This is a genomic window from Paenibacillus sp. FSL R5-0486 (assembly GCF_037975155.1).
In the GTDB taxonomy this organism is placed as follows: domain Bacteria; phylum Bacillota; class Bacilli; order Paenibacillales; family Paenibacillaceae; genus Paenibacillus; species Paenibacillus amylolyticus.
In genome coordinates, this window is record NZ_CP150237.1 from 2,441,661 (window position 1) to 2,462,183 (window position 20,523).

The window sequence follows — 20,523 nt, forward strand, 5'->3', positions numbered from 1 at the left end:
AAGGAGAATGAAGAATGAGTACACCGGATGCAAAAAGTTTGGTGAACCGCTATTTGGATGCTTCCTTTATGGTCAATAAGCGGTTTGATACGCGGATACGTGAACAAGTGGGGCAGACCATAACGACCGATCAGTTCTGCGCACTTCGTCTGATTGAAGAGAAACCTTTCTGCACGCCCTCTGATCTTGCAGAGCTTCTGTGTATAGGTAAGAGTAGCATTACCGCTTTGGTCAACAAGCTGGTGGATCGCGATCTGGTCCATCGGGCCGGGGATGAACGTGACCGCCGCGTTGTATATCTGACACTGACGGATACCGGACGACAGGTATACAGGGAAACAGAACAGGAAATACAGCAGATTCTGGAGCCGTATCTGGTTCATTTTAAACCGGAAGAAGTCCGGATTTTCATTGAATCTTTTGAGAAGCTTGCAGCTTTGCTATCGCATGAAGGAGGACGGGAGAACGAATGAGAACGATACTAAAAGCAAGATGGTGGTTAATGGGGCTATGGGTTGTTGTAGCTGCCGTGTTGATGTTTACCGCCCCTAACATGAGTGAACTGATTCGGGAAAAGGGACAGTTTTCGGTTCCGGAAGGGTACTCTTCCACCCAGGCAGCAGCGATTCTGAATGAAGCTGCAGCACAAAAAGGAGAACAACAGGGGAGCCAGATCGCCCTTGTATTCTATAATCCCGATGGGCTGGGCACCACGGGGAAACAAGAGGCAGAGAAGGCCGTTAAGCAATTGGAGGCCGACAAGGAGAAGCTCGGTATTCTGTCCATTCTGGAACCTTTCTCTCAGCCTGAACTGTCCGAGAAGATGATCTCAGCTGACGGAAAAACGATTCTAACATCGCTATCCATTGATCAGGGAGATCGTACGGTCAAGGAAATGCGGGAAGACCTGAATGAAGCATTGAAGTCCGTCAATGTGGAGCACTACATAACCGGTAAAGGTCTGATTGATGAGGACACCATTGAAAGTTCCCAAGAGGGGCTTAAGAAATCGGAATATATTACAGTTGTCTTTATTTTACTCATTCTGTTCCTGGTCTTCCGTTCGTTTGTAGCTCCTTTTGTCCCGCTACTGACGGTGGGGATCAGTTACATTGTATCGCAACAGATTGTTGCATTTCTGGTGGATGGGATGGACTTCCCGATATCCACATTTACACAGATCTTTATGGTCGCCGTCATGTTTGGTATTGGTACGGATTACTGTATCCTGCTGATCAGTCGGTTCAAGGAAGAACTGGCTCATCATGAGAATACGTGGGATGCCATCATTGCCACCTATCGTACTGCCGGTAAAACGGTACTCTTCTCAGCACTAGCTGTGCTGGTTGGATTCATTGCGATCGGCTTTGCCCAGTTTATGTTGTACCGTTCTGCGGTTGCCGTAGCTGTAGGTATTGCTGTGATGATGCTTGCCTTGGTGACCATCGTGCCATTCTTCATGGCGGTGCTGGGCAAGAAGTTATTCTGGCCGTCGAAGGGTTCACTTGAACATGCGGAGAGCAAAATCTATGGTGCAGCTGGTCGCTTTTCACTTAAACGTCCATGGGCTGCGCTGCTCATCGTTGCAGCTGTCTGTGTGCCTCTTCTGGCAACCTACGATGGCAAACTGTCGTTCAACAGTCTCGATGAGATTGGCGAGAAATATGATTCCGTAAAAGCATTTAATATTATCTCTGACAGCTTTGGTCCAGGTGAATCACTGCCGGGTCAGATCGTCATCCAGAACGATGAAGCGATGGATAATGCAAAGTATATGGCCGTTGCCGAGAAAATTAGCCGGGAAGTAGAGAAAGTAGCCGGAGTCTCTGGTGTCCGCAGTATGACACGACCTACGGGTGATGAGATTAAAGATTTTGAAGTTACCCAGCAAGTGGGAACATTATCGGATGGACTGGGTGAAGGTAAGACGGGTCTGGACAAAATCCGTGATGGCCTGAGTGAAGCCAGCAGTCAGCTAAGTAAAAATGAACCACAGTTAAAAGAAGCTGCTGATGGAGCAGGTGAACTTACCAAAGGAACCTCCCAGTTGCAATCGGGTATCACGCAACTCAGTCAGGGACTTGGGCAGATTGAAAAAGGTATTCGAGATGGTTCCGCAGGTGCAGGGGATCTGAAAGCCGGACTTCAGCAAGCCAAAACGAGTGCAGATCAACTTGCGCAGGCAAACAATCAGTTGCTTGAAGCCTATCGTCAGGCGGGAGCAGGGGTCGCTGCACTGGGGGATGGGACCCGCGAACTGGAACAACAGCTGAACGGGGTTTCAACAGCTCTAACCAGTCTGTCCGAATCCTTCACAGCACTTGAAGAGCGGTATCCTGAATTACAGCAAGATGCTGATTACCAGCGTATCAAAGGTACGATTGGTGAAACAGGTTCTGGCACAGCGCAGCTTGCTCAAGGTTTGGGTCAGATTAAGACCAAGCTGGGGGAAGCCGCTGCTGGAATTAATCAGGCCAATGAAGGGTTTGCCTCCGCAGCAACCGGACAAAAGGCGCTTGCCGATGGCCTGGGCCAGATTGTAACGGGAATTGGTCAGTTGCAATCCGGTCTCAAACAGGCTGCGGATGGTCAGGGTAAAGTGATTAGTGAAATTCCTTCCATTCAGGATGGACTTGGCCAGCTTCAGGGTGGTCAGGAGAAAATTCAGCAAGGCTTCTCGGATCTGAGTGGTCAGCTGACACAACTGACAGATGGCTTGAATCAAAGTGTCGATGGTATTAAACAGGTATCCGGTGGACTGGATTCAGCGCAGGACTACCTGACGCAATTGCAAAATTCACCAGATTCCGATCTGGCAGGCTGGTACGTTCCTGATGAAGCACTGAACAGCAAAGACTTCACACAGGTATTTGATACGTATCTGTCTGAAGATCGGAAAACGATGACGATTGATGTTATTTTCGTCGAAAATCCATACGGAACAGAAGCCATTGATCGTGTTCCTGACATTGAGGCGGCAGTACATCGCGCGGTACAAGGCAGTACACTTGAAAAAGCAGATATCGCCATAGGTGGCGTTACCAGCACGTTTGCAGATTTGCAGGAGATCTCGAATAACGACTATACACGTACTGTAATGCTGATGTTGGCAGGCACATTTATTATTCTGGTTGTACTGCTTCGCTCGGTCATTATGCCATTGTATCTGATTGTTTCCTTATTACTGGCTTATTTCACATCGATGGCGTTAACCGAAGTGATCTTTGTTAATATCCTCGGATTCGCAGGCATTAGCTGGGTTACTCCGTTCTTCGGATTTGTTATGCTGATTGCACTTGGTGTGGATTATAGCATCTTCCTGATGGACCGTTTCAATGAGAACAAAGGTATGAAAGTACAGGATGCGATGTTGTACGCGATGAAAAACATGGGCACCGTTATTCTATCTGCCGCAGTCATTCTGAGCGGTACATTTGCTGCGATGTATCCATCCGGTGTTCTCTCGATGATGCAGATTGCCACAGTAGTCCTTAGCGGATTGATCTTGTACTCTCTGCTGTTCCTGCCATTCTTCGTTCCAGTGATGGTGAAGATGTTTGGCCGGGCCAACTGGTGGCCGTTCCCGAACAAGGAACAATCAGATTCCGTTGATTCGGATCGGACCATAGGCATGTAATGCATTGCAATGAATCAGGCTCTGCCGCGTTATGCGGCAGGGCTTTTTTCTTTTTTTTACCTCTACAGAAGAAGAGTGGTCTTATGCAAAAAAGAAAGGTGTATGCCTAAGGACACCATCCCGCGCCTTGTCTTGCAACTCATCATAAGATATAGAGCAGTTCATTATTGTTCAGAGAAATCACAGCAGAGAGGGGCGACGGGATGGTATATCGATATGTGGCTATAGGAGATTCATTAACAGTAGGTACAGGAGCGTTGCTGGGCACCGGCTTTGTTCCTTTATATCGGCGAATGGCAGAAATGAATGTTCGTACGTTTGTATCCATGGAGAATATGGGCGTGAATGGACTGACGTCGGGGGAAATGTTGCAGATGATCTCTTCGCATCCCCGAGTGCGGCAATCGCTCCGTGAAGCGGATATCATTACCATATCCATTGGCGGGAATGATCTGATTCGTACGTTCAAAGCAAGTAATGGCATTCCAAATGCCAGCAAAATGACACAGGTGCTCGGAGAAACCCGCAGTAATGTATCCCAGATCATGCGGCACATTCGGCAGTTAAAGGGCAACCATGAGTATATGGTCCGATCCATCGGATTGTACAACCCGTACCCACAAGCGACGGAAGCTGCGTACTGGGTGCGCCAATATAATTCGTTTCTGAATGGAGCCGGATCAGGCAACTATGCGTGTGCTCAGGTGTATGACAGGTTTGAAGGTCGTGAACGTGAACTGTTGTTCTGGGACAGAGTGCATCCCAATGCAAGAGGGTATCGTGTCATTGCGGAGCAGCTTAATCGGACGGGATATTATCCGTTCTCTTGATCACTTTGGAACAGAACTAGACCAAGCGATGGACTTCCTTTAAGATAAATAAAAGACAGTTCCATTTTGTGAGATAAAGGGGTTAATTTTTGGTGCAAAACATCGATTCCGGTTCCCTCCATCCTTCAGAGCAGCAGCGTATATCCGAAGTGTTGGCCTTATATGGTTTTACATCGGATTGGAAAGGCGAGCGTGGAAAGGGTGGAATGAATAATTCTACTTACATGCTCCATGTAGACGGGACTAATTACGTCATGAGACAATATGAAACACATAATGATCCGATGAAAATCACCTTTGAACACGAGGTGCTGGAAGCCCTACAACGTTCGAACTTTAAGCTTGATACACCTTCACCTGTAAGGCGGTTATCTGGTGAGAGAGGTACATTCCTTCCTGTAAAAGATACCCTGACAGGTCATACCAAAATCGTGACTCTGTTTCATTATAGGGAAGGCGTCAATCCCATCTGGCACACACCAGATCATTTGATAGGGCTCGGTAAAGCGGCGGGGGCCCTGTCTTCTGTTATGGCTACGCTGGATATACCACTTGAACCTGTGTATCCACCATACTATCGAATTCAGGATGCGTATCCGCTCTGTTCACCAGAACGATTATTACAGCTATGCACATCGCCGCCGGAGCAATTGGCCGCATGTGCAAATGAGTTGAAGCAACTGAGAGAGGCGCTGCCAGATCTGTTTGAAGCCCTGCGGGGTATGGAATATCTGCCGCATCAATTGGTTCATGGGGACGTGAATGCCTCGAATGTATTGGTAGATCAGCAGGATGGTGAAATCTGTGCCATTTTGGATTTTGAATTTGCGACATGGGATTTGCGGGTAATGGAGCTGGCTGTTCCGATGTCTGACTTCCTTACCATGGACAAGAGTGAAGATTGGATGTGGCAGGCACAGGAGGGACTGATCAGGGGATTTCGGGAACAGGTCAGCCTGAAACCGGAAGAGTTGCTGGCTATACCTCGATTGATTTTGCTGCGTAGTCTGGATGTGGTCATGCATTTCATCAGTCGGATGTTCGAGGGTACAGATGAGCCGGAAGTGGCTGTGGAGCAGATTGTGAAGCTCAAACAGCGGATCGACTGGATGCGTCTTCATGAAGAACGACTGCGTGAGATATTGGTGTATTAATATCGTTATTAAGAATAAAGTGCACTGGTACTGCTCATACGAGGGCAGAGATCAGTGCACTTTTATTGGTTAGAAAAGTGATATATGAAGATTACAGCGTATAGCGAATGACATTACAATCCACGTTTGCGGAACCAACTGCGGACAGCCCAGCGGCGCTCCTGACGTTTTTTGTATTTGGGCAACGAACGATAAACGTTTAACGATTGCTCGTAAGCCTGCTTCGCGTCTGAATTGCGTCCGAGGGAACGGTGAACCGAGCCGAGCAGATAATAAGCTTCACTGGAAGAGGAATGAATCTCCTGAAACTGATGCACATAATCCAGCGCTTTGTCCTCATGCGTATCTTTGAAAGCTCCAGCAAGGGTTAGGTACGGGCGTCCGTACTTGACTCTGGGGTTGATCTCGAGGGCTTGCAAAATATGACGTTCGCCTTTTTCGATGTTACCCAGATGAAGCTCAGTCGTCCCTAATGCCTCCCAGTACTCAGCCGATTGCTCGTATGGGCGTTCCAGTTCAAGCAATAACGCATGTGCCTCGCTGTAACGCTTGCGCTCAATTAACAGGCGAGCCAGTTCCAGCTTGGAGGAAACTTCATTGGGACTCATGGCAAGCTGTTGCCGAAGCCGGGAGATGTTACGCATACGTTTGAGAGGTTTCGTGAAGCTTGGGAACACCCCAACGTAACGACGATCCAGGAAATACAGTATAACGAGTAAAATGAGGATGGCAATGAACGGATTACCTACAATCCGCCATAGAAGGCCAAAGATAAGAAATTTAATAAGCACAGATTCAACTCCATTTATGATGTAATCGCGTTTCGTACACTTAAAATATATTTCGACTGATCCAGCGGGTTAACTCCTCTGCGTTTGCAAGTATGATTCACATCCGCAGAACAATCTTGGTATCCGGCAAACGAAGTCGTAAGCACTCCGCGGCCGCTTGTCTCGGAACGCAGTTTCACCGGATAATCCATTGAGGTGGCAAGAGGCATAACTCCTTCAATAATACAACGTCCGCTACCAATGACGGGGGCTTCGAAGGTTGCCCGCATATGTACCAGATCACTAAGGGCCTTACCGCCGTATTCCTCCGGGACCGTCAGCCGGAACTGAAGAAGGGGTTCCAGCAACGTGGTACCTGTTCTCGCCAATCCATCCATGATTCCCATAGGCGTGGCTACAACAAAATCCAGCGGATGTGTATGCCAGACATGATGTTCCCCTTCCACCAGCGTGATGCGCAGATCGGTTACTTCCCAACCGAGCATACCTTGAGACAAGGCTTCCGGAATTCGTCGTTCAACTTCATTCTGATAACGTAACAGCAGATCTTCTGTCCTTACGGTTGAGGCATAGATCAGACCGCTTCCGCGAGGCAAAGGTTCAATCTTGAAGCGAAGGATGGCCCAGCAGGGCTTAGGCATCGTATAAGCGATGTAACCTTCTCCGGCTGTACGTGGTGTCTCCTTATAGATGACGGATGGCGGATCAAACACGACATCCAATCCGAAACGACTCAGCAACAGGCTGGATAAAATCTCAAGCTGAATGGTTCCCATGACCTTGAGATGCAGTTCTCGTTCCTCCGGCAACCATTGCAGGTCGAGTAAGGGGTCTTCATCCGTCAACTCTTGCAATGCTGCGACAAGATCGGGGTAACGTGCCGGGTCCTTGCCATGTACTTGTACGGTCAGCAAAGGCACAGCCATCTGTGGCAGAGGAGGTACACCTTCAGGATTGCCGATAATGTCACCCACATGTGTGTCACTCAGTCCATACAGCGCAGCAATCTGCCCCGCGTGAACGGCACCGGTATCCGCCCATTTCCGTCCATCCATACGGCGAATCTGCGTCACTTTCTCTTCAAGCTCCCGCGTCGAATTATGGATGGTATCCCGATTGTGTAAGCTGCCACCATACATACGGACGTATGCCGTGCGGCCCATCGTACGGTCACGTTCAATTTTGAACACAACGCCGGATACGGGAGAGTCCACTGGTTGTGCAGGTGGAGGCAGAAATGCAAGGACCGTGTCCAGCAATGCCGTGACGCCAATTCCTTTGCCGGAAGCCCCATAACACACAGGGAACATCTCACCCTGATGCACATACCGCAGGAATGCTTCATTCAGATCCCTTTGTGATAACGGAGTCTCCTGGATGTAGGCTTCCATGACCTTTTCGTCCAGCTCGGCAAGTATCTCGACCAGACCTGGAATGGAAGGTGTGCCATCTGACAGAGAATCTTGATTCGGGTTCCATAGCGAGTCGATGCCATGAAATGAATCTTCGTGGAACTGATACGTTTGGATTTCGCATGCGAAAGGGGACAGGGTGGAACAAATCTGCTCCATTACCGCTGGGGCAGACGCACCAATCCGATCCATTTTATTAATATAAATGATGGTTGGGATGCGAAGTGAACGAAGGGCATGCCAGATGGCTTCACTCTGGGACTGAATGCCTTCTACTGCCGACAGAATGAGAATAGCTCCATCCATTACCCGTAGCGTTCGCTCTACTTCGGAGCTAAAATCAATGTGACCAGGCGTATCAATGAGGTCAATGATGGTGTTCTTCCAGATCAGAGAGGTCATGGCTGCCTGAACGGATATGCCACGTTCTTTCTCAATGTCCAGGGAGTCTGTGGCTGTTGTTCCGTCATCTACACGTCCCGGACTGCGGACGACACCACTCTCAAATAACATATGCTCGGTGGTGGTTGTTTTCCCCGCATCCACATGGGCGAAGATACCAATATTCCTGCGATTCAATTCGTTTAACATGGAATGCTAAGCTCCTCTGACAACGGAATGCAATGTTTCCGACAAGTAATAATCCAGATTATCATACCACATCTTCCATATGGAAGAATATGTGGATATATATGATTAGGCCCAGGCACCTATGTTCCAGTCTGGTTCTATTTTAACGAGAACTGTTCATGGTTCTGCGGTATGCTGCGGGTGTTGTACCGGTTAATTTTTTGAATTGACGGTAAAAGTGGGGCAGGCTGTCGAACCCGCAAGCATCGGCAACGGCTGCCATCGTCTCATCACCTTGCACCAGATGCTCTTTCGCCATAATGACCCTTCGTGCTAATGCGTAATCCGTTAGAGTCATTCCCGTGTATCGTTTGAAGGCACGACTGAAATGGGCAGGGGATACAGAGGCGTGCTGCGCCAGTTCAGGGAGGGACAGGCCATTCCGAAGGTTATCGTCAATATGAGAGATCGTAGAAGAGAGCCATGAGGGACCTGGAGCGGATTTACCCGGATTCGCAGGTCCCGCAGCTTCCAGACGTTCCAGAAAAATGAGCAACAGTTGCAGCCTTAACAGGGCCGCATGTGCGCTTAGATGATGACCGAGCTGGAATTCGGTCTGAATATCATCAATGAGGGCGGCCACCTGTAATTGCTCCTCTGTGTTCAAATGCCTCTTATACACGCGTTGTTTACGACAACGTTCAAACAGGCTTAGCAAGGAAGAAGCAGCGCCTCCGGCGGTCGATGCCAGTAAGCCCGGGCTGAAGAACAATGCGGAAGATGTGACAGGATTGCCTGCATCCGGCAAGGCTCGATGAACCGTGCTGCCCGGTATAATGAACAGATCTCCTTCCTGCATATTCTCAAGTCCCGTATCAATAAAGATGCTTCCCTGACCCCGATATACATAGATAATTTCATGCCAGTCGTGAAGGTGATCTGGCAATTCGTTTTGAGGGGATTTGGTATCGCTGTACACCAGGCGGAACGGAATACCGGATTCTGCTTGAATAGTCGTACGAACAGGTGAACGTTCCATAAAGACTCCTTTCCAGACGATCGTCTTCAACGAGATGTTATACCTGGTCATGAGAGAGTATATTTACCGCAATATAAGCAATTTAATTTCCTTTTATTGATGATACAATGAATTTAAAGCGTTTACAATAAAAGGGTGCAGAGCCTTCGAGCTGCATTCCGACAGTACAAATAATCGATGAGGTGAGTGTCCATGTCGGCAAGCACGAAACGGCCAAGGTTGAAGCTGAATTTACTGGGGAGCGATGGTCAGCGCAAGTGCAAGGAGATTATGGAGCGTCCCGTGAAGGTTTTGCAGATTGGAGAAGGTAATTTCTTGCGGGGATTTGCAGACTGGATGCTTCATGAGAGTGCCAGACAAGGCAAATTCCATGGAAGTGTAGCTGTTACCCAACCACGACCGGGAGGCAAAGCCAAGCTGGAGCAGATTCGTGATCAGGATGGATTATATACGATGATTACACGAGGGCTGTCTCAAGGGAAGCCGGTTGAGCGGACAGAGTTGATCTCCATTTTCTCACAGTGTATCAATCCGTATGAGGAATGGGATGCCTTTCTGAACTTGGCGGAACTGCCATCACTTGAGTTCGTTATTTCCAATACAACCGAATCAGGATTGAAATATACGTATGCGGACTATATCGAGGGTGAACCCGTCCAATCATTTCCGGGGAAATTAACAGTTTTCCTGCATCAGCGATATTTGAAATTTGATGGTGATCCATCCAGAGGTTTGATTCATCTGCCATGCGAGCTGCTTGAAGGCAATGGTGATGTGCTGCGCAGTTGTGTCCTCCGTCATAGTAAGGATTATGGGTATTCGGATGGCTTCCGTTCATGGATCGAGAACCATAATCACTTCCTGAACAATCTGGTAGATCGAATCGTAACAGGTGCGCCGACCCAGGAGGAAGCCGATTCCCTGACGAATCGCTGGGGGTATGAGGACCAGTTGATTAATACGGCAGAGCCATATCATTTTTGGGCCATTCAGGGTGATGAATCATTGGACAAAAAACTTCCTCTCAAGCAGGCAGGTCTCAATGTACATTGGGTGAAAGATCTGAAGCCTTTTCAGGTACGCAAAGTTCGTATTTTGAATGGGGCACATACCTTAATGTCATCCCTCGGCATTCTGCAAGGTAAGCAGCATGTGAGAGAAACGATGGAAGATCCGTATTTTGGCTCATGGATCAGGGAAGCTGTGCATCAGGAGATCGTGCCTGCTCTGGATATGCCCGATCATCAGCTGGACCAGTATGCAGAAGAAGTATTCGAACGGTTCCTTAACCCGTATATTGATCACAAATTGCAAGATATTGCTTTGAATACGATCGGAAAATTCAAGGTGCGTGTGCTGCCAACACTTTTGTCTTACGAGCAAAATCAGGGAAGTTGGCCAGAACGTTTAATTCAAGGGTTTGCTGGATTATTGTGTCTCTATCGTCCGGTAAATACGCCAGAAGGTTACAAGGCACAACGACTGAATGGGGAAGATATTCTGCTGCGGGATGACCCGGATGTCCTGGCTGCTTTGGTTGCACACTGGGAAGGTTATGACACGCTTAACAGGAATCAGAACCAACTGGATGACCGGGTAGCGGCTGTGTTGTCGGATACCTTGATCTGGGGCGAAAATCTGGATGCAAGAGAAGGGCTGCGTGCAGCACTTGTTCGTGAAATCGGATTGTTGGAAGGTGAAGGGAAATGAACACAACAAGTACAATCAATGACTGGATTGCCATTCAACCACAGGATGATGTCATTATAGCGCTTCGGGATTATGCGAAAGGAGAATGCATTACCCTGCCAGACGGTGTTTCTTTTACCTTGCTGGATGACGTGCCCAAAGGGCATAAGATTGCTGTGCATACCCTGGCACCGGGTGATGATGTGATGAAGTATGGTTTCTCCATCGGGATTGCCCAAGAGCAGATTGAGCAGGGAAGCTGGATTCATAGTCACAACCTGAAGACGGGTCTGCACGGATTGCTTGAATATGAGTATCAGCCGGGCGCGCAGGTTCAGACGGACATGCCTCCGGAACATCTGCGCTCATTTGATGGATATTTGCGCCCCAATGGTGACGCAGGTATTCGTAATGAGATCTGGATTGTGAATACGGTTGGATGTATCAATAAAGTGTGTGAAGCTTTGGCACGTATGGGGCAGTCCCAGTTTGGAAGCCGGGTAGATGGTGTATTTCACTTTCCGCATCCATTCGGGTGTTCACAGCTTGGTGATGATCTGAAGTATACACAACAGTTGCTGGCCTCCTTGGTGGAGCATCCGAATGCAGGAGGCGTGCTCGTCATCGGTCTGGGCTGTGAGAACAATCAGGTCGATGAATTCCGTGAGTGTATTGCTCCGGAATACCGCGGTAAAGTACGGTTTCTCAAAGCACAGGAAACGGATGACGAGCTTGAGGAAGGGCTTCGACTGATGGAAGAACTTGTGGAGATCGCTGAACATGAACAACGGCAGCCGCTTCCGCTCAGTAAACTTAAAATTGGTTTGAAGTGTGGCGGTTCCGATGGTTTATCTGGCATTACAGCCAATCCGCTGGTCGGTGCAGTTGCTGATATGTTGGTTGCTGCCGGGGGTACGGCTATTCTGACGGAAGTTCCGGAGATGTTTGGTGCGGAGACGATCTTAATGAACCGGGCTGCCAATGAGCAGGTATTTCACGATTTGGTGGACCTCGTGAACGGCTTCAAGCAATATTTTGTGAACCATGGCCAGAACATCTATGAGAATCCTTCACCTGGGAATAAGGCTGGTGGCATCACAACGCTAGAGGAAAAGTCACTTGGATGTACGCAAAAGGGAGGACGTTCTTCCGTAGTCGACGTTCTACGTTATGGCAAACGTGTAACTCAAACCGGTCTGAACATTGTAGAAGCACCGGGTAATGACCTGGTGTCTGTAACGGCACTGTCTGCGGCGGGTGCACATATTGTGCTCTTCACAACAGGGCGGGGGACTCCCTTCGGAGGTCCGGTACCTACCGTCAAGATTGCGACCCAATCCGATCTGGCGAATCGCAAAAAACACTGGATTGACTTCAACGCAGGCCAGCTGTTGGAGGGGCAGACGATGGATGAGGTGAAAGTGCAGCTGTTCAGCCAGCTGATTGACATTGCTTCAGGACGGTCACACACACTCAGTGAGCAGCATGGATTCCGGGAGATTGCCATATTCAAGGATGGCGTAATTCTCTAAATCCATTGTCGATGGGGGCTGTTGATCGTCTGGGTTACATTATATGGTGAACCACAGCCAATTCCGGTTGAAATTTGCACTACAACCGGGATTGGCTTTATTTAGATTCCACGGATGCCAAGCGCTTTGGAGATGCTTGATAATGCTGCAGGTGAAGCATGTTGTTGTAGTTGCACAATCAATAGTTCACGTGCCTCTTCTATGCTGCCTTCATATGGCTTAATGCCGTGACGTTCCATCCAGTGACCAGCAGTCTCGTATGCGGAGCTGTTCCAGGCGACTTTGCCTTCTGCGAGCCCTTCTTTTTCTTTGGTGCCACTGATCACAATGGCTGCACAGCCCTGAAGGTCCAGAAGTCCACGGTCAAATGTTTTTTTGTCCTCTTTTGCCCCGAAACCGGCTTGTGCTCGCAAGGCACGTCCATCGATGCCTTCTTGTTCTGCAACTAACGCATGAAGTTTGAACGCTTCACGGGAGAGTAGACCCGCTTCATACTGTTCCTTGATGGTTCTGGAATCGGCCAGCAGTCGGTGTACCCAAGGGAAGTATTCAGATGAGACAAGAAGCGCTTTCTTTTTGACAAATTTTCCATATGCAGCAATGCCCTCTTCAGCCAGGCGTGAACGCCATAACCAAGGATCGAATTCATCATCCTTGTGCCAATGTTCTTTTGGGGTTAGCGATGACAGAGAAGGATAATCGGCAAATAGTGGTGCCAGAGGCAGCAGCCCTATAGACTGGATACGCTGTACTGCTTCTTCGTACGTTATAACGGCTTCATATGTCATGATATCAGTAGGCTCCTTTTTGTGTGTAGTCAAGCTACGACTTGGTTGAAGCAAGGTATCTCCGGCTCACTTCCTCGGCATGCTGACGAATCTCACTGCGAAGTTGGAGAGGTTCAATCACTTCGGCTTCACGTCCTAATCGGTAAAAGAATCGTACGGCCCAGTCCCATTCCCCTGGTGGACAAAGGAATGATAATTCCCAGAGATCCGGGGCAATTTCAGTCATCTTTTCACCAATATGCTCGTCCTGTTCAGCTTCAATCATTCCCCGATAACTCAGTTGTACCTTAACCAGGGTTGGCGGCTGTTCTGGAGGGATCGGCTTACTCTGCTGTTGCTCTGCCTGTTCATTAAGCATCTGTGCATCCTGTGGTTCGATCGCTTTGACATCGATAATTCGGTCAACCCGGAACAGACGCTGTTCACCATGTTCGAGGGAATATGCTTCACAGTACCAGAAGCCAGAGGAAGCATATACCCGTGTGGGACAGATATGCAACCAACGCTGACGTGATGCGGAGCGATACAGCACACTAAGCCACCCGTGTTCGGGTATACATGCCAGCAGTGCGTCCAGATGAGGAAGAATGTAATTGCGGTCTGGAATATGATGATGCAGTTGTTTGAGCATGGGATCAATTCGCGACATAATATCATCCGGAATGATAGCCTTAACTTTGTTCATCAGGGTCCAGCGTTTCTCATGAAAGGGTGTGTCGGCGTAGCGACTTAGACCTTCAAGAGCGAATAAGAGCGTCGCTGCTTCTACCGGGTCCAGCTGTAATGGGGGTAATACGTAACCCTCCATAAGACTGAAACCGCCTCCCGGACCGGAAATGGCAATAATGGGCACATTCATCTCGGAGAGGGATTGAATATCCCGAAGAATCGTGCGACGGGAAACCTCAAATTTCTCACCTAATGAGTGTGCCGTTTCGTGACCATGCTGTAATGCCATTACAATGGCAGCAAGCCGATTTGTTCTGTTCATGTCAGCCACTCCGTTTCGATCTGCGCCGCCGGAAAGTGATGTCGTAGTTATATTTCTATTGTAACAACGAATAAGTGACATCATGAGTGTCACCAATTTTTCAACTGTTCATTATTTTATAATGGATCAGCATCAGGATTCACAAGCATGTTCCGGCAGGCTTTGTTAAAATGTGTTTCTCGTCCAATTCGCTTTGCATACTGATATTTCCTTCTATCAAAAAGACCACAGATCATGCCAAAAACCCGTATCCGGTGTAGACGGATACGGGAAGTAGCAGCTTTTGGCTTACAGAAGACGATAAAGGTCTGAAATCTATACCAATATCCTCGCTGAAGACAATAACAAGTATAAAAGGAATGAATATGTGACACTTTGTATCGCGGGAATTTCTATCACATTATATTATTCCGAATGATTTCAATTAAGCGAAATCGCTTATTTCATTTCGAGCAATTGCACTCCACGGGCTTCAATCTCAACACTTCCCGAAAGCTCACGATTGGTGAGCAGATCATGTGCCTTAGTTGTTCCCAGATCATAGGATTGTGTGGTTGCGTTATGGTTCATGACAAACAGGTAGGGTCTGCCGTCTTTGGTTCGTGCGCTTACTTCAACACCTTCTGGTGTCTCAAGCAAGGATTCTACGTTCTTGGCTGCTGCAAGCTGTCCCAGCAAACCATCCAGGAAGCGCTCATCCGGGTCGGATGCAACGTACCAGGCTTCACCTTGACCAAAGGTATTACGTGTCACAACAGGCATGCCTTTATAAAAGTCGTCTCCATACTCCGCGATGACTTCGGCTCCTTCACTGTGCAGCAGGTCACACAGCATGCCGCAGCCATACTCTCCTTGAAGATCACCGTAGGTTTCTTTGAGGACAATGCGGTTCTTTTGCTCAGGCAGCAGGGCATCAATCTCTTCCACCCAGATTCCGAGCAGTTTACGAAGTTCTCCCGGATATCCACCTGTGGTCACGAGATCGTTCTCGTTGACAATGCCGCTGAAGAAGGTCGTCAGGAATGTTCCACCTGCTTCAACATACTTCTCCAGTTTGGCGGCAAACCCTGGTTTAACCATGTAAAGAACAGGGGCAAGGACAATGTCGTATTTGCTCAAATCCGTATCCACACTGATGATATCTACTTGTATGTTGCGGCGGAAGAAGGCTGCGTAGTATTTATGGATCTGATCCACATAGTTCAGGGCAACCGTAGGTCCGCTTGATTTTTCGATGGCCCACCAGTTATCCCAGTCGAACACAATGGCTACTTTGGATTCAACAGATGCATCCAGCGTGGTATCTCCAAGGATCTGCAATTCCTTGCCCAGCTCAGCGACTTCGCGGAATACACGTGTATTCTCATGCCCAGCATGCTCAATAACTGCACCGTGATACTTCTCACAGGCACCAATGGAGCGGCGAAGCTGGAAGAACATGATGGTATCGGCCCCGTGCGCAACAGATTGATAACTCCACAGACGCATGACACCTGGACGTTTCAGTGAGTTATACGGTTGCCAGTTCTGCTGACTTGGTGTTTGCTCCATCAGCATGAACGGTTGACCATCCTTCAGTCCGCGCATAAGGTCATGAGCCATTGCCGTGAAGCTGACGGGTGTTGCGAGACCAGGATAACTGTCCCAGGAGACGATATCCAAATATTTTGCCCATTTGAAATAGTCTAATTGCTTGAAGAATCCCATCAGATTGGTAGTAACGACGGAGTCCGGAATATGTTTTTTGATCGTATTGTATTCCAATAGATAACAATCCAGCATGCTGTCGGAGTTGAAGCGAGAGTAGTCCAGCGAGATTCCCTGGAACGTTGAATTGTTGTTACCCCAATGTTCGCTCAGGTTGCTTGGTAATACAATTTCGTCCCAATCGTAGAAGGTATGCCCCCAGAAATTCGTATTCCATGCTTTGTTGACCTGTTCCAGAGTCTGATAGCGTTCTTTCAGATACACGCGGAACGCTTTCTCACAGTTGTCACAGTAGCACTCACCGCCGTATTCGTTGGAGATGTGCCATACGAGAACCGCGGGGTGATCCTTGTATCGTTCGGCCAGTTTATCCGCAATCTTCTCAGCGTATTTGCGATAGGTCGGGCTGTTGGGGCAGGAATTATGGCGCCCACCGAATTTGCGTTTTCGTCCATCGGCATCTACACGAAGCACGTCTGGGTATTTTTTTGCCATCCAGGCCGGATGGGCAGCAGTGCTTGTTGCAAGGCATATATAGACACCGTTTTCATGTAAACGATTAATCAGTTGGTCGAGTTCTTCAAAACGGTAAGTAACTTCATCAGGCTGAATCAGTGCCCATGAAAATACGTTGATTGTGGCAATATCAATGCCTGCCAATTGGAACATGCGCAGGTCTTCAAGGTGGGTTTCGTGATCCCACTGTTCCGGGTTGTAATCGCCCCCGTAGAACATTTTGGGCAGTTTGTTACTAATCAATGTGTTCACCTCTTGTATAAGAATAATCCTATACTATATGATACATATGACTTTTAAAATATAATAAAAGTAATGACTCATATAAGAATATGGAAGTTTATTTCAGCTTACACCCAAGGAGGCATCCCATGTTTATCTCCCCCCGACATCAACGATATTTCATGACATCACGTGATCAGCCGTTGCCCCTTTATATTGAGAGCCTAGGTTATAACGGCAATCAGGAGAAGGTGTCCAGACCTGTGGGGTATCCCTGTTACCATTGGCTTCAGACAGTAAAGGGAGCCGGAGAATTCAAGTTTGCCGGGTCCACGGTCGTACTGGGGGAAGCATCAGGTATTTTGCTGCCGCCAAATGAACCGCATGAATATGTGCGCGCCCAAGGAGAGTGGGAGACATTCTATATTACATTTGGCGGTTCCCAGTGTCCGGCAATCTTGGAGTCACTTAGTCTGGGTGAAGCAGCGTTGCATCAGTGGGAGCAGAGCAGTCCGTTCAATGATTACGGCCAGGAAGTGCTGGATTCGATCAGAAGTGATCAGGATTTGTCGGGACTCGAGGCGTCAGCGGATATATATCGATTTCTGATTTTGCTCAAAAAACATGGCATGACCGGCAATCGCTCATCGATCTCTCATGCCGTGGAGAGACTCGCTCCGCTCATTGCATTCATGGAACAGCATTATGCGAATCCTGAGATTGGTCTCGAACATATGGCTGACGTCACGGGGATCTCATCCAGACATTTGAACACCTTGTTCAAGCAGTCCTTTGGCATGACAGCCTACAGTTATTTCATTTTGCTGCGCATTCGCAAAGCCAAGGAAATCATGACAGGGGATACCGCCCTGACGATTAGGGAGACTGCGATTAGGGTAGGGTTTCGAGATGCTAGCCATTTTGTAGCAACTTTTCGCAGGATTGAGGGGGTGACTCCTGAACAGTTCCGTAATTTGTACTAACATGTACCCAAATGATCAAAAAGTGATGCCAGGAAGGTATTGATGCGTTAGGGTCATTACCGTTATGATGGTATCGATTCCTGAGATTCGAAAACGTTTAAACGGACCCATGGTTCCGTTCTACTTGGAGAGGATGATTGAAGATGACAACAACTATACCCTTATGGGATCATGCTGCACCTTATGCAGCCCAGGGTCATGAAGACGAGATGCCACATTTGATTCCATTTATTCAGCCCGGTTCCGAGAGCGCTGTCATTGTATGTCCAGGGGGCGGTTATGGATTTTTGGCTGATCATGAAGGTGCTCCAATAGCGGAATTGTTGAACCGTGCAGGTATAAGTGCATTTGTCCTGAATTATCGGGTGGCGCCTCACCAGCATCCTGCACCGATAACAGATGGTCAGCGTGCCATACGTTATGTTCGTGCTCATGCTGAGCAGTATGGCATCAACCCTGCTAAGATTGCAGTACTTGGTTTCTCCGCAGGCGGACATCTCACAGCAACACTGGGAACGCTGTATGACGAGGGACAACCGGATCATGAGGACCTCATCGAACGCCAGAGTTCACGCCCGGACCGAGTTATTCTCTGTTATCCGGTCATTACGATGGAGTCCTATGGACATGCCGGTTCCCGTGAGAATTTGCTTGGGTCGGACGCCTCTGCCGAGCAGATCAAGGCTTTCAGTGCGGAGCAGCAGGTAAGAGCGGATGCTCCTGAAGCGTTCATCTGGCATACCAGCGATGACCAGGCAGTACCTGTAGAGAATAGCTTGCGTTACGCACTTGCATTGGGTGCGCATGGCATCCCCTATGACTTGCACGTTTTTGAGAAAGGGTCACATGGACTTGGATTGGCTGAGGACAACCACGCGGTTCGGGTATGGTCAGATCTGTGTCTCACATGGCTCAAGAATCAAGGCTGGTAATCACTGATTGGATAACAACTTAACGGTCTGATTAATCAATTATTCTTATATTAGCGCCTTGGAGCGAAGGAGAAAAGAACGATGAAATTGCAAAAAAATGACAAGCTTCTGTTTATCGGTGATTCGATTACAGATTGTGGTCGGGAACATCCTGTAGGCGAAGGTAGCTCCGGTCTGGGACATGGTTACGTAGCGCAAGTCTATGCCCTCTTGCGGTCCATCTATCCGGAATTGATGTTGCGTGTCCAAAATGTGGGTAATGGTGGAAATACGATTCGTGATCTGAAGCAGCGCTGGGATCGTGATGTGCTGGACCTTAAACCGGACTGGCTGACGATCATGATTGGCATTAATGATGTATGGCGTCAGTTCGACAACCCATTGTCAACAGACTCACATGTGTTTCTTGAAGAATACGAATCCACATTGCGTGAACTGGTGGCTTCGGTTCGTCCCAACCTGAAAGGTCTGGTACTGATGACACCTTATTATCTTGAGGCCAACCCGGAAGACCCGATGCGGGCAACGATGGATATCTACGGAGAAGCGGTACGCAGGGTAGCGAGTGAGTATGATGCGGTGTATGTGGATACACAGGCTGCATTTGCTCCATTTTGGGATCATTTCTATACGTCTGTGCTGACTTATGACCGGGTACATCCGGATGCAACGGGCCATATGGTATTGTCCAAAGCATTCTTGGATGCCATCGGATTCGAATGGTCAGGCGGCGTCAAATCTGAATAAGGACGTGATGGCATGAGCGACGTAACTGTAGCAGTACAAACCCCGGCATTACTGGGGGAAGGTCCAAGCTGGGATGCGGAGAACAATCGATTGTTGTGGGTAGATATTGAAAGCTTCAAGGTGCATGTGTATGATCCAGCTACAGGGCAGGATCAGGCTTATGATGTCGGTGAACATGTCGGGGCTGTTGTTCCCTATCGTGGTGACGAAGTTGTGGTTGCTTTACGCAGTGGATTCCATACGTATCACTTGCTTACGGGTGAGCTACAGGCTATTGAAGACCCTGAACAAGATAAGGATACGAATCGTTTTAATGATGGAAAATGTGATGAAAAGGGCCGCTTCTGGGCAGGCACGATGAGCATGAATAATGAGAGCAAAGCCGGATCATTGTATTGTTTGGAGCAAGGGCAACCCGTTCGCACAATGGTACAAGGTGTGTCTACATCCAACGGTCTGGGCTGGAGTCCGGATCGGCAGACCATGTATTACATTGATACCCCGACACGTTCTATTGACCGGTTTGATTTTGATCTGACGGCAGGTACGATACAAAATCGGACAAGTATCATTCACATACCGGAGGAATTCGGTTTTCCGGATGGGATGACGGTTGATGGTGAGGGCATGCTGTGGGTTGCACACTGGGGCGGAGGAAGAGTCACTCGTTGGAACCCGCATACATCAGAATTGTTGCAACAGATCGAGGTGCCGGCAGATCAGGTAACATCCTGCTGTTTTGGTGGACCGGATCTCGAAGAGTTATACATTACAACAGCACGTATAGGGATTAAGGAAGAACGTTTGAAAGAGACACCGGATGCGGGCTCACTTTTTGTCATCAGACCGGGCGTTAAAGGGCAGGAGACTCACGCTTATGGTAGCCAGCAATAAACAGGTGCCAATTATGTAGTGAACCTCTGCCTGGTTTGCCAGGAAAGAAACGATTCCATTTTTTTACTCTTATATAAAATGTCGAAAGG

Annotated in this window: 16 protein-coding genes; 10 read left to right on the forward strand and 6 right to left on the reverse strand. The window is 48.4% G+C overall.

Annotated elements, in window-relative coordinates; translation table 11 throughout:
• The first annotated feature begins 14 nt into the window (after positions 1-14).
• The 4 genes from MKY01_RS11020 (at position 15) to MKY01_RS11035 (ending at position 5,621) form a co-directional block, all read left to right on the forward strand.
• Positions 15-473, forward strand: coding sequence for a MarR family transcriptional regulator (locus tag MKY01_RS11020; protein WP_036609512.1), 459 nt, complete (start codon positions 15-17; stop codon positions 471-473).
• The gene (locus MKY01_RS11025; protein ID WP_339286414.1) at positions 470-3,637 is read left to right on the forward strand and encodes an MMPL family transporter; all 3,168 of its coding nucleotides are present in this window, start codon (positions 470-472) and stop codon (positions 3,635-3,637) included. Before MKY01_RS11020 ends, MKY01_RS11025 begins: the two co-directional genes overlap by 4 nt.
• Before the next feature lie 203 nt (positions 3,638-3,840).
• Positions 3,841-4,467, forward strand: coding sequence for a GDSL-type esterase/lipase family protein (locus MKY01_RS11030; protein WP_017689264.1), 627 nt, complete (start codon positions 3,841-3,843; stop codon positions 4,465-4,467).
• A gap of 92 nt (positions 4,468-4,559) precedes the next feature.
• The gene (locus MKY01_RS11035) at positions 4,560-5,621 is read left to right on the forward strand and encodes a phosphotransferase (protein WP_339286415.1); all 1,062 of its coding nucleotides are present in this window, start codon (positions 4,560-4,562) and stop codon (positions 5,619-5,621) included.
• 113 nt (positions 5,622-5,734) lie between these two features.
• Here MKY01_RS11035 and MKY01_RS11040 read toward each other — a convergent pair whose 3' ends face one another.
• The 3 genes from MKY01_RS11040 to MKY01_RS11050 all read right to left on the reverse strand — a co-directional run bounded on the left by MKY01_RS11040 (position 5,735) and on the right by MKY01_RS11050 (position 9,433).
• Positions 5,735-6,412 (reverse strand): tetratricopeptide repeat protein, encoded by a 678-nt coding sequence (locus tag MKY01_RS11040; protein WP_076326845.1) that lies wholly within the window; start codon positions 6,410-6,412, stop codon positions 5,735-5,737.
• A 14-nt stretch (positions 6,413-6,426) separates the two neighbouring features.
• A complete protein-coding gene (locus tag MKY01_RS11045; RefSeq protein ID WP_339286416.1) occupies positions 6,427-8,415 on the reverse strand; it encodes a translation factor GTPase family protein in 1,989 nt (662 codons plus the stop codon).
• 142 nt (positions 8,416-8,557) lie between these two features.
• The gene (locus MKY01_RS11050) at positions 8,558-9,433 is read right to left on the reverse strand and encodes an AraC family transcriptional regulator (RefSeq protein ID WP_315373068.1); all 876 of its coding nucleotides are present in this window, start codon (positions 9,431-9,433) and stop codon (positions 8,558-8,560) included.
• 192 nt (positions 9,434-9,625) lie between these two features.
• Here MKY01_RS11050 and MKY01_RS11055 point away from each other — a divergent pair, with 192 nt between their 5' ends.
• Both MKY01_RS11055 and MKY01_RS11060 read left to right on the forward strand, forming a co-directional pair.
• Entirely contained in the window at positions 9,626-11,143 is a 1,518-nt protein-coding gene (locus tag MKY01_RS11055) for a tagaturonate reductase (RefSeq protein WP_282321952.1), read from the forward strand.
• On the forward strand, positions 11,140-12,654 hold the full coding sequence (locus MKY01_RS11060) for an altronate dehydratase family protein (RefSeq protein ID WP_179086417.1): 1,515 nt from the start codon (positions 11,140-11,142) through the stop codon (positions 12,652-12,654). The genes MKY01_RS11055 and MKY01_RS11060 overlap by 4 nt, the downstream gene beginning before the upstream one ends.
• Positions 12,655-12,755: 101 nt before the next feature.
• Here MKY01_RS11060 and MKY01_RS11065 read toward each other — a convergent pair whose 3' ends face one another.
• From MKY01_RS11065 to MKY01_RS11075, 3 genes are all read right to left on the reverse strand, one after another.
• Positions 12,756-13,442, reverse strand: coding sequence for a hypothetical protein (locus tag MKY01_RS11065; RefSeq protein ID WP_127543833.1), 687 nt, complete (start codon positions 13,440-13,442; stop codon positions 12,756-12,758).
• 34 nt (positions 13,443-13,476) lie between these two features.
• Positions 13,477-14,433, reverse strand: a complete 957-nt coding sequence (locus MKY01_RS11070) for a YafY family protein (protein WP_282321950.1) — start codon at positions 14,431-14,433, stop codon at positions 13,477-13,479.
• Positions 14,434-14,871: 438 nt separating this feature from the next.
• On the reverse strand, positions 14,872-16,899 hold the full coding sequence (locus tag MKY01_RS11075) for a beta-galactosidase (protein ID WP_282321949.1): 2,028 nt from the start codon (positions 16,897-16,899) through the stop codon (positions 14,872-14,874).
• Positions 16,900-17,027: 128 nt separating this feature from the next.
• Here MKY01_RS11075 and MKY01_RS11080 point away from each other — a divergent pair, with 128 nt between their 5' ends.
• The 4 genes from MKY01_RS11080 to MKY01_RS11095 all read left to right on the forward strand — a co-directional run bounded on the left by MKY01_RS11080 (position 17,028) and on the right by MKY01_RS11095 (position 20,434).
• A complete protein-coding gene (locus MKY01_RS11080) occupies positions 17,028-17,861 on the forward strand; it encodes an AraC family transcriptional regulator (protein WP_076249845.1) in 834 nt (277 codons plus the stop codon).
• A 143-nt stretch (positions 17,862-18,004) separates the two neighbouring features.
• Positions 18,005-18,793 carry an alpha/beta hydrolase gene (locus MKY01_RS11085; RefSeq protein WP_036609494.1) on the forward strand — a complete coding sequence of 263 codons (789 nt, stop codon included), beginning with the start codon at positions 18,005-18,007 and terminating at the stop codon, positions 18,791-18,793.
• 81 nt (positions 18,794-18,874) lie between these two features.
• A complete protein-coding gene (locus tag MKY01_RS11090; RefSeq protein ID WP_047842445.1) occupies positions 18,875-19,540 on the forward strand; it encodes an SGNH/GDSL hydrolase family protein in 666 nt (221 codons plus the stop codon).
• A gap of 12 nt (positions 19,541-19,552) precedes the next feature.
• Positions 19,553-20,434 carry an SMP-30/gluconolactonase/LRE family protein gene (locus MKY01_RS11095; protein ID WP_282321948.1) on the forward strand — a complete coding sequence of 294 codons (882 nt, stop codon included), beginning with the start codon at positions 19,553-19,555 and terminating at the stop codon, positions 20,432-20,434.
• Positions 20,435-20,523 lie beyond the last annotated feature (89 nt).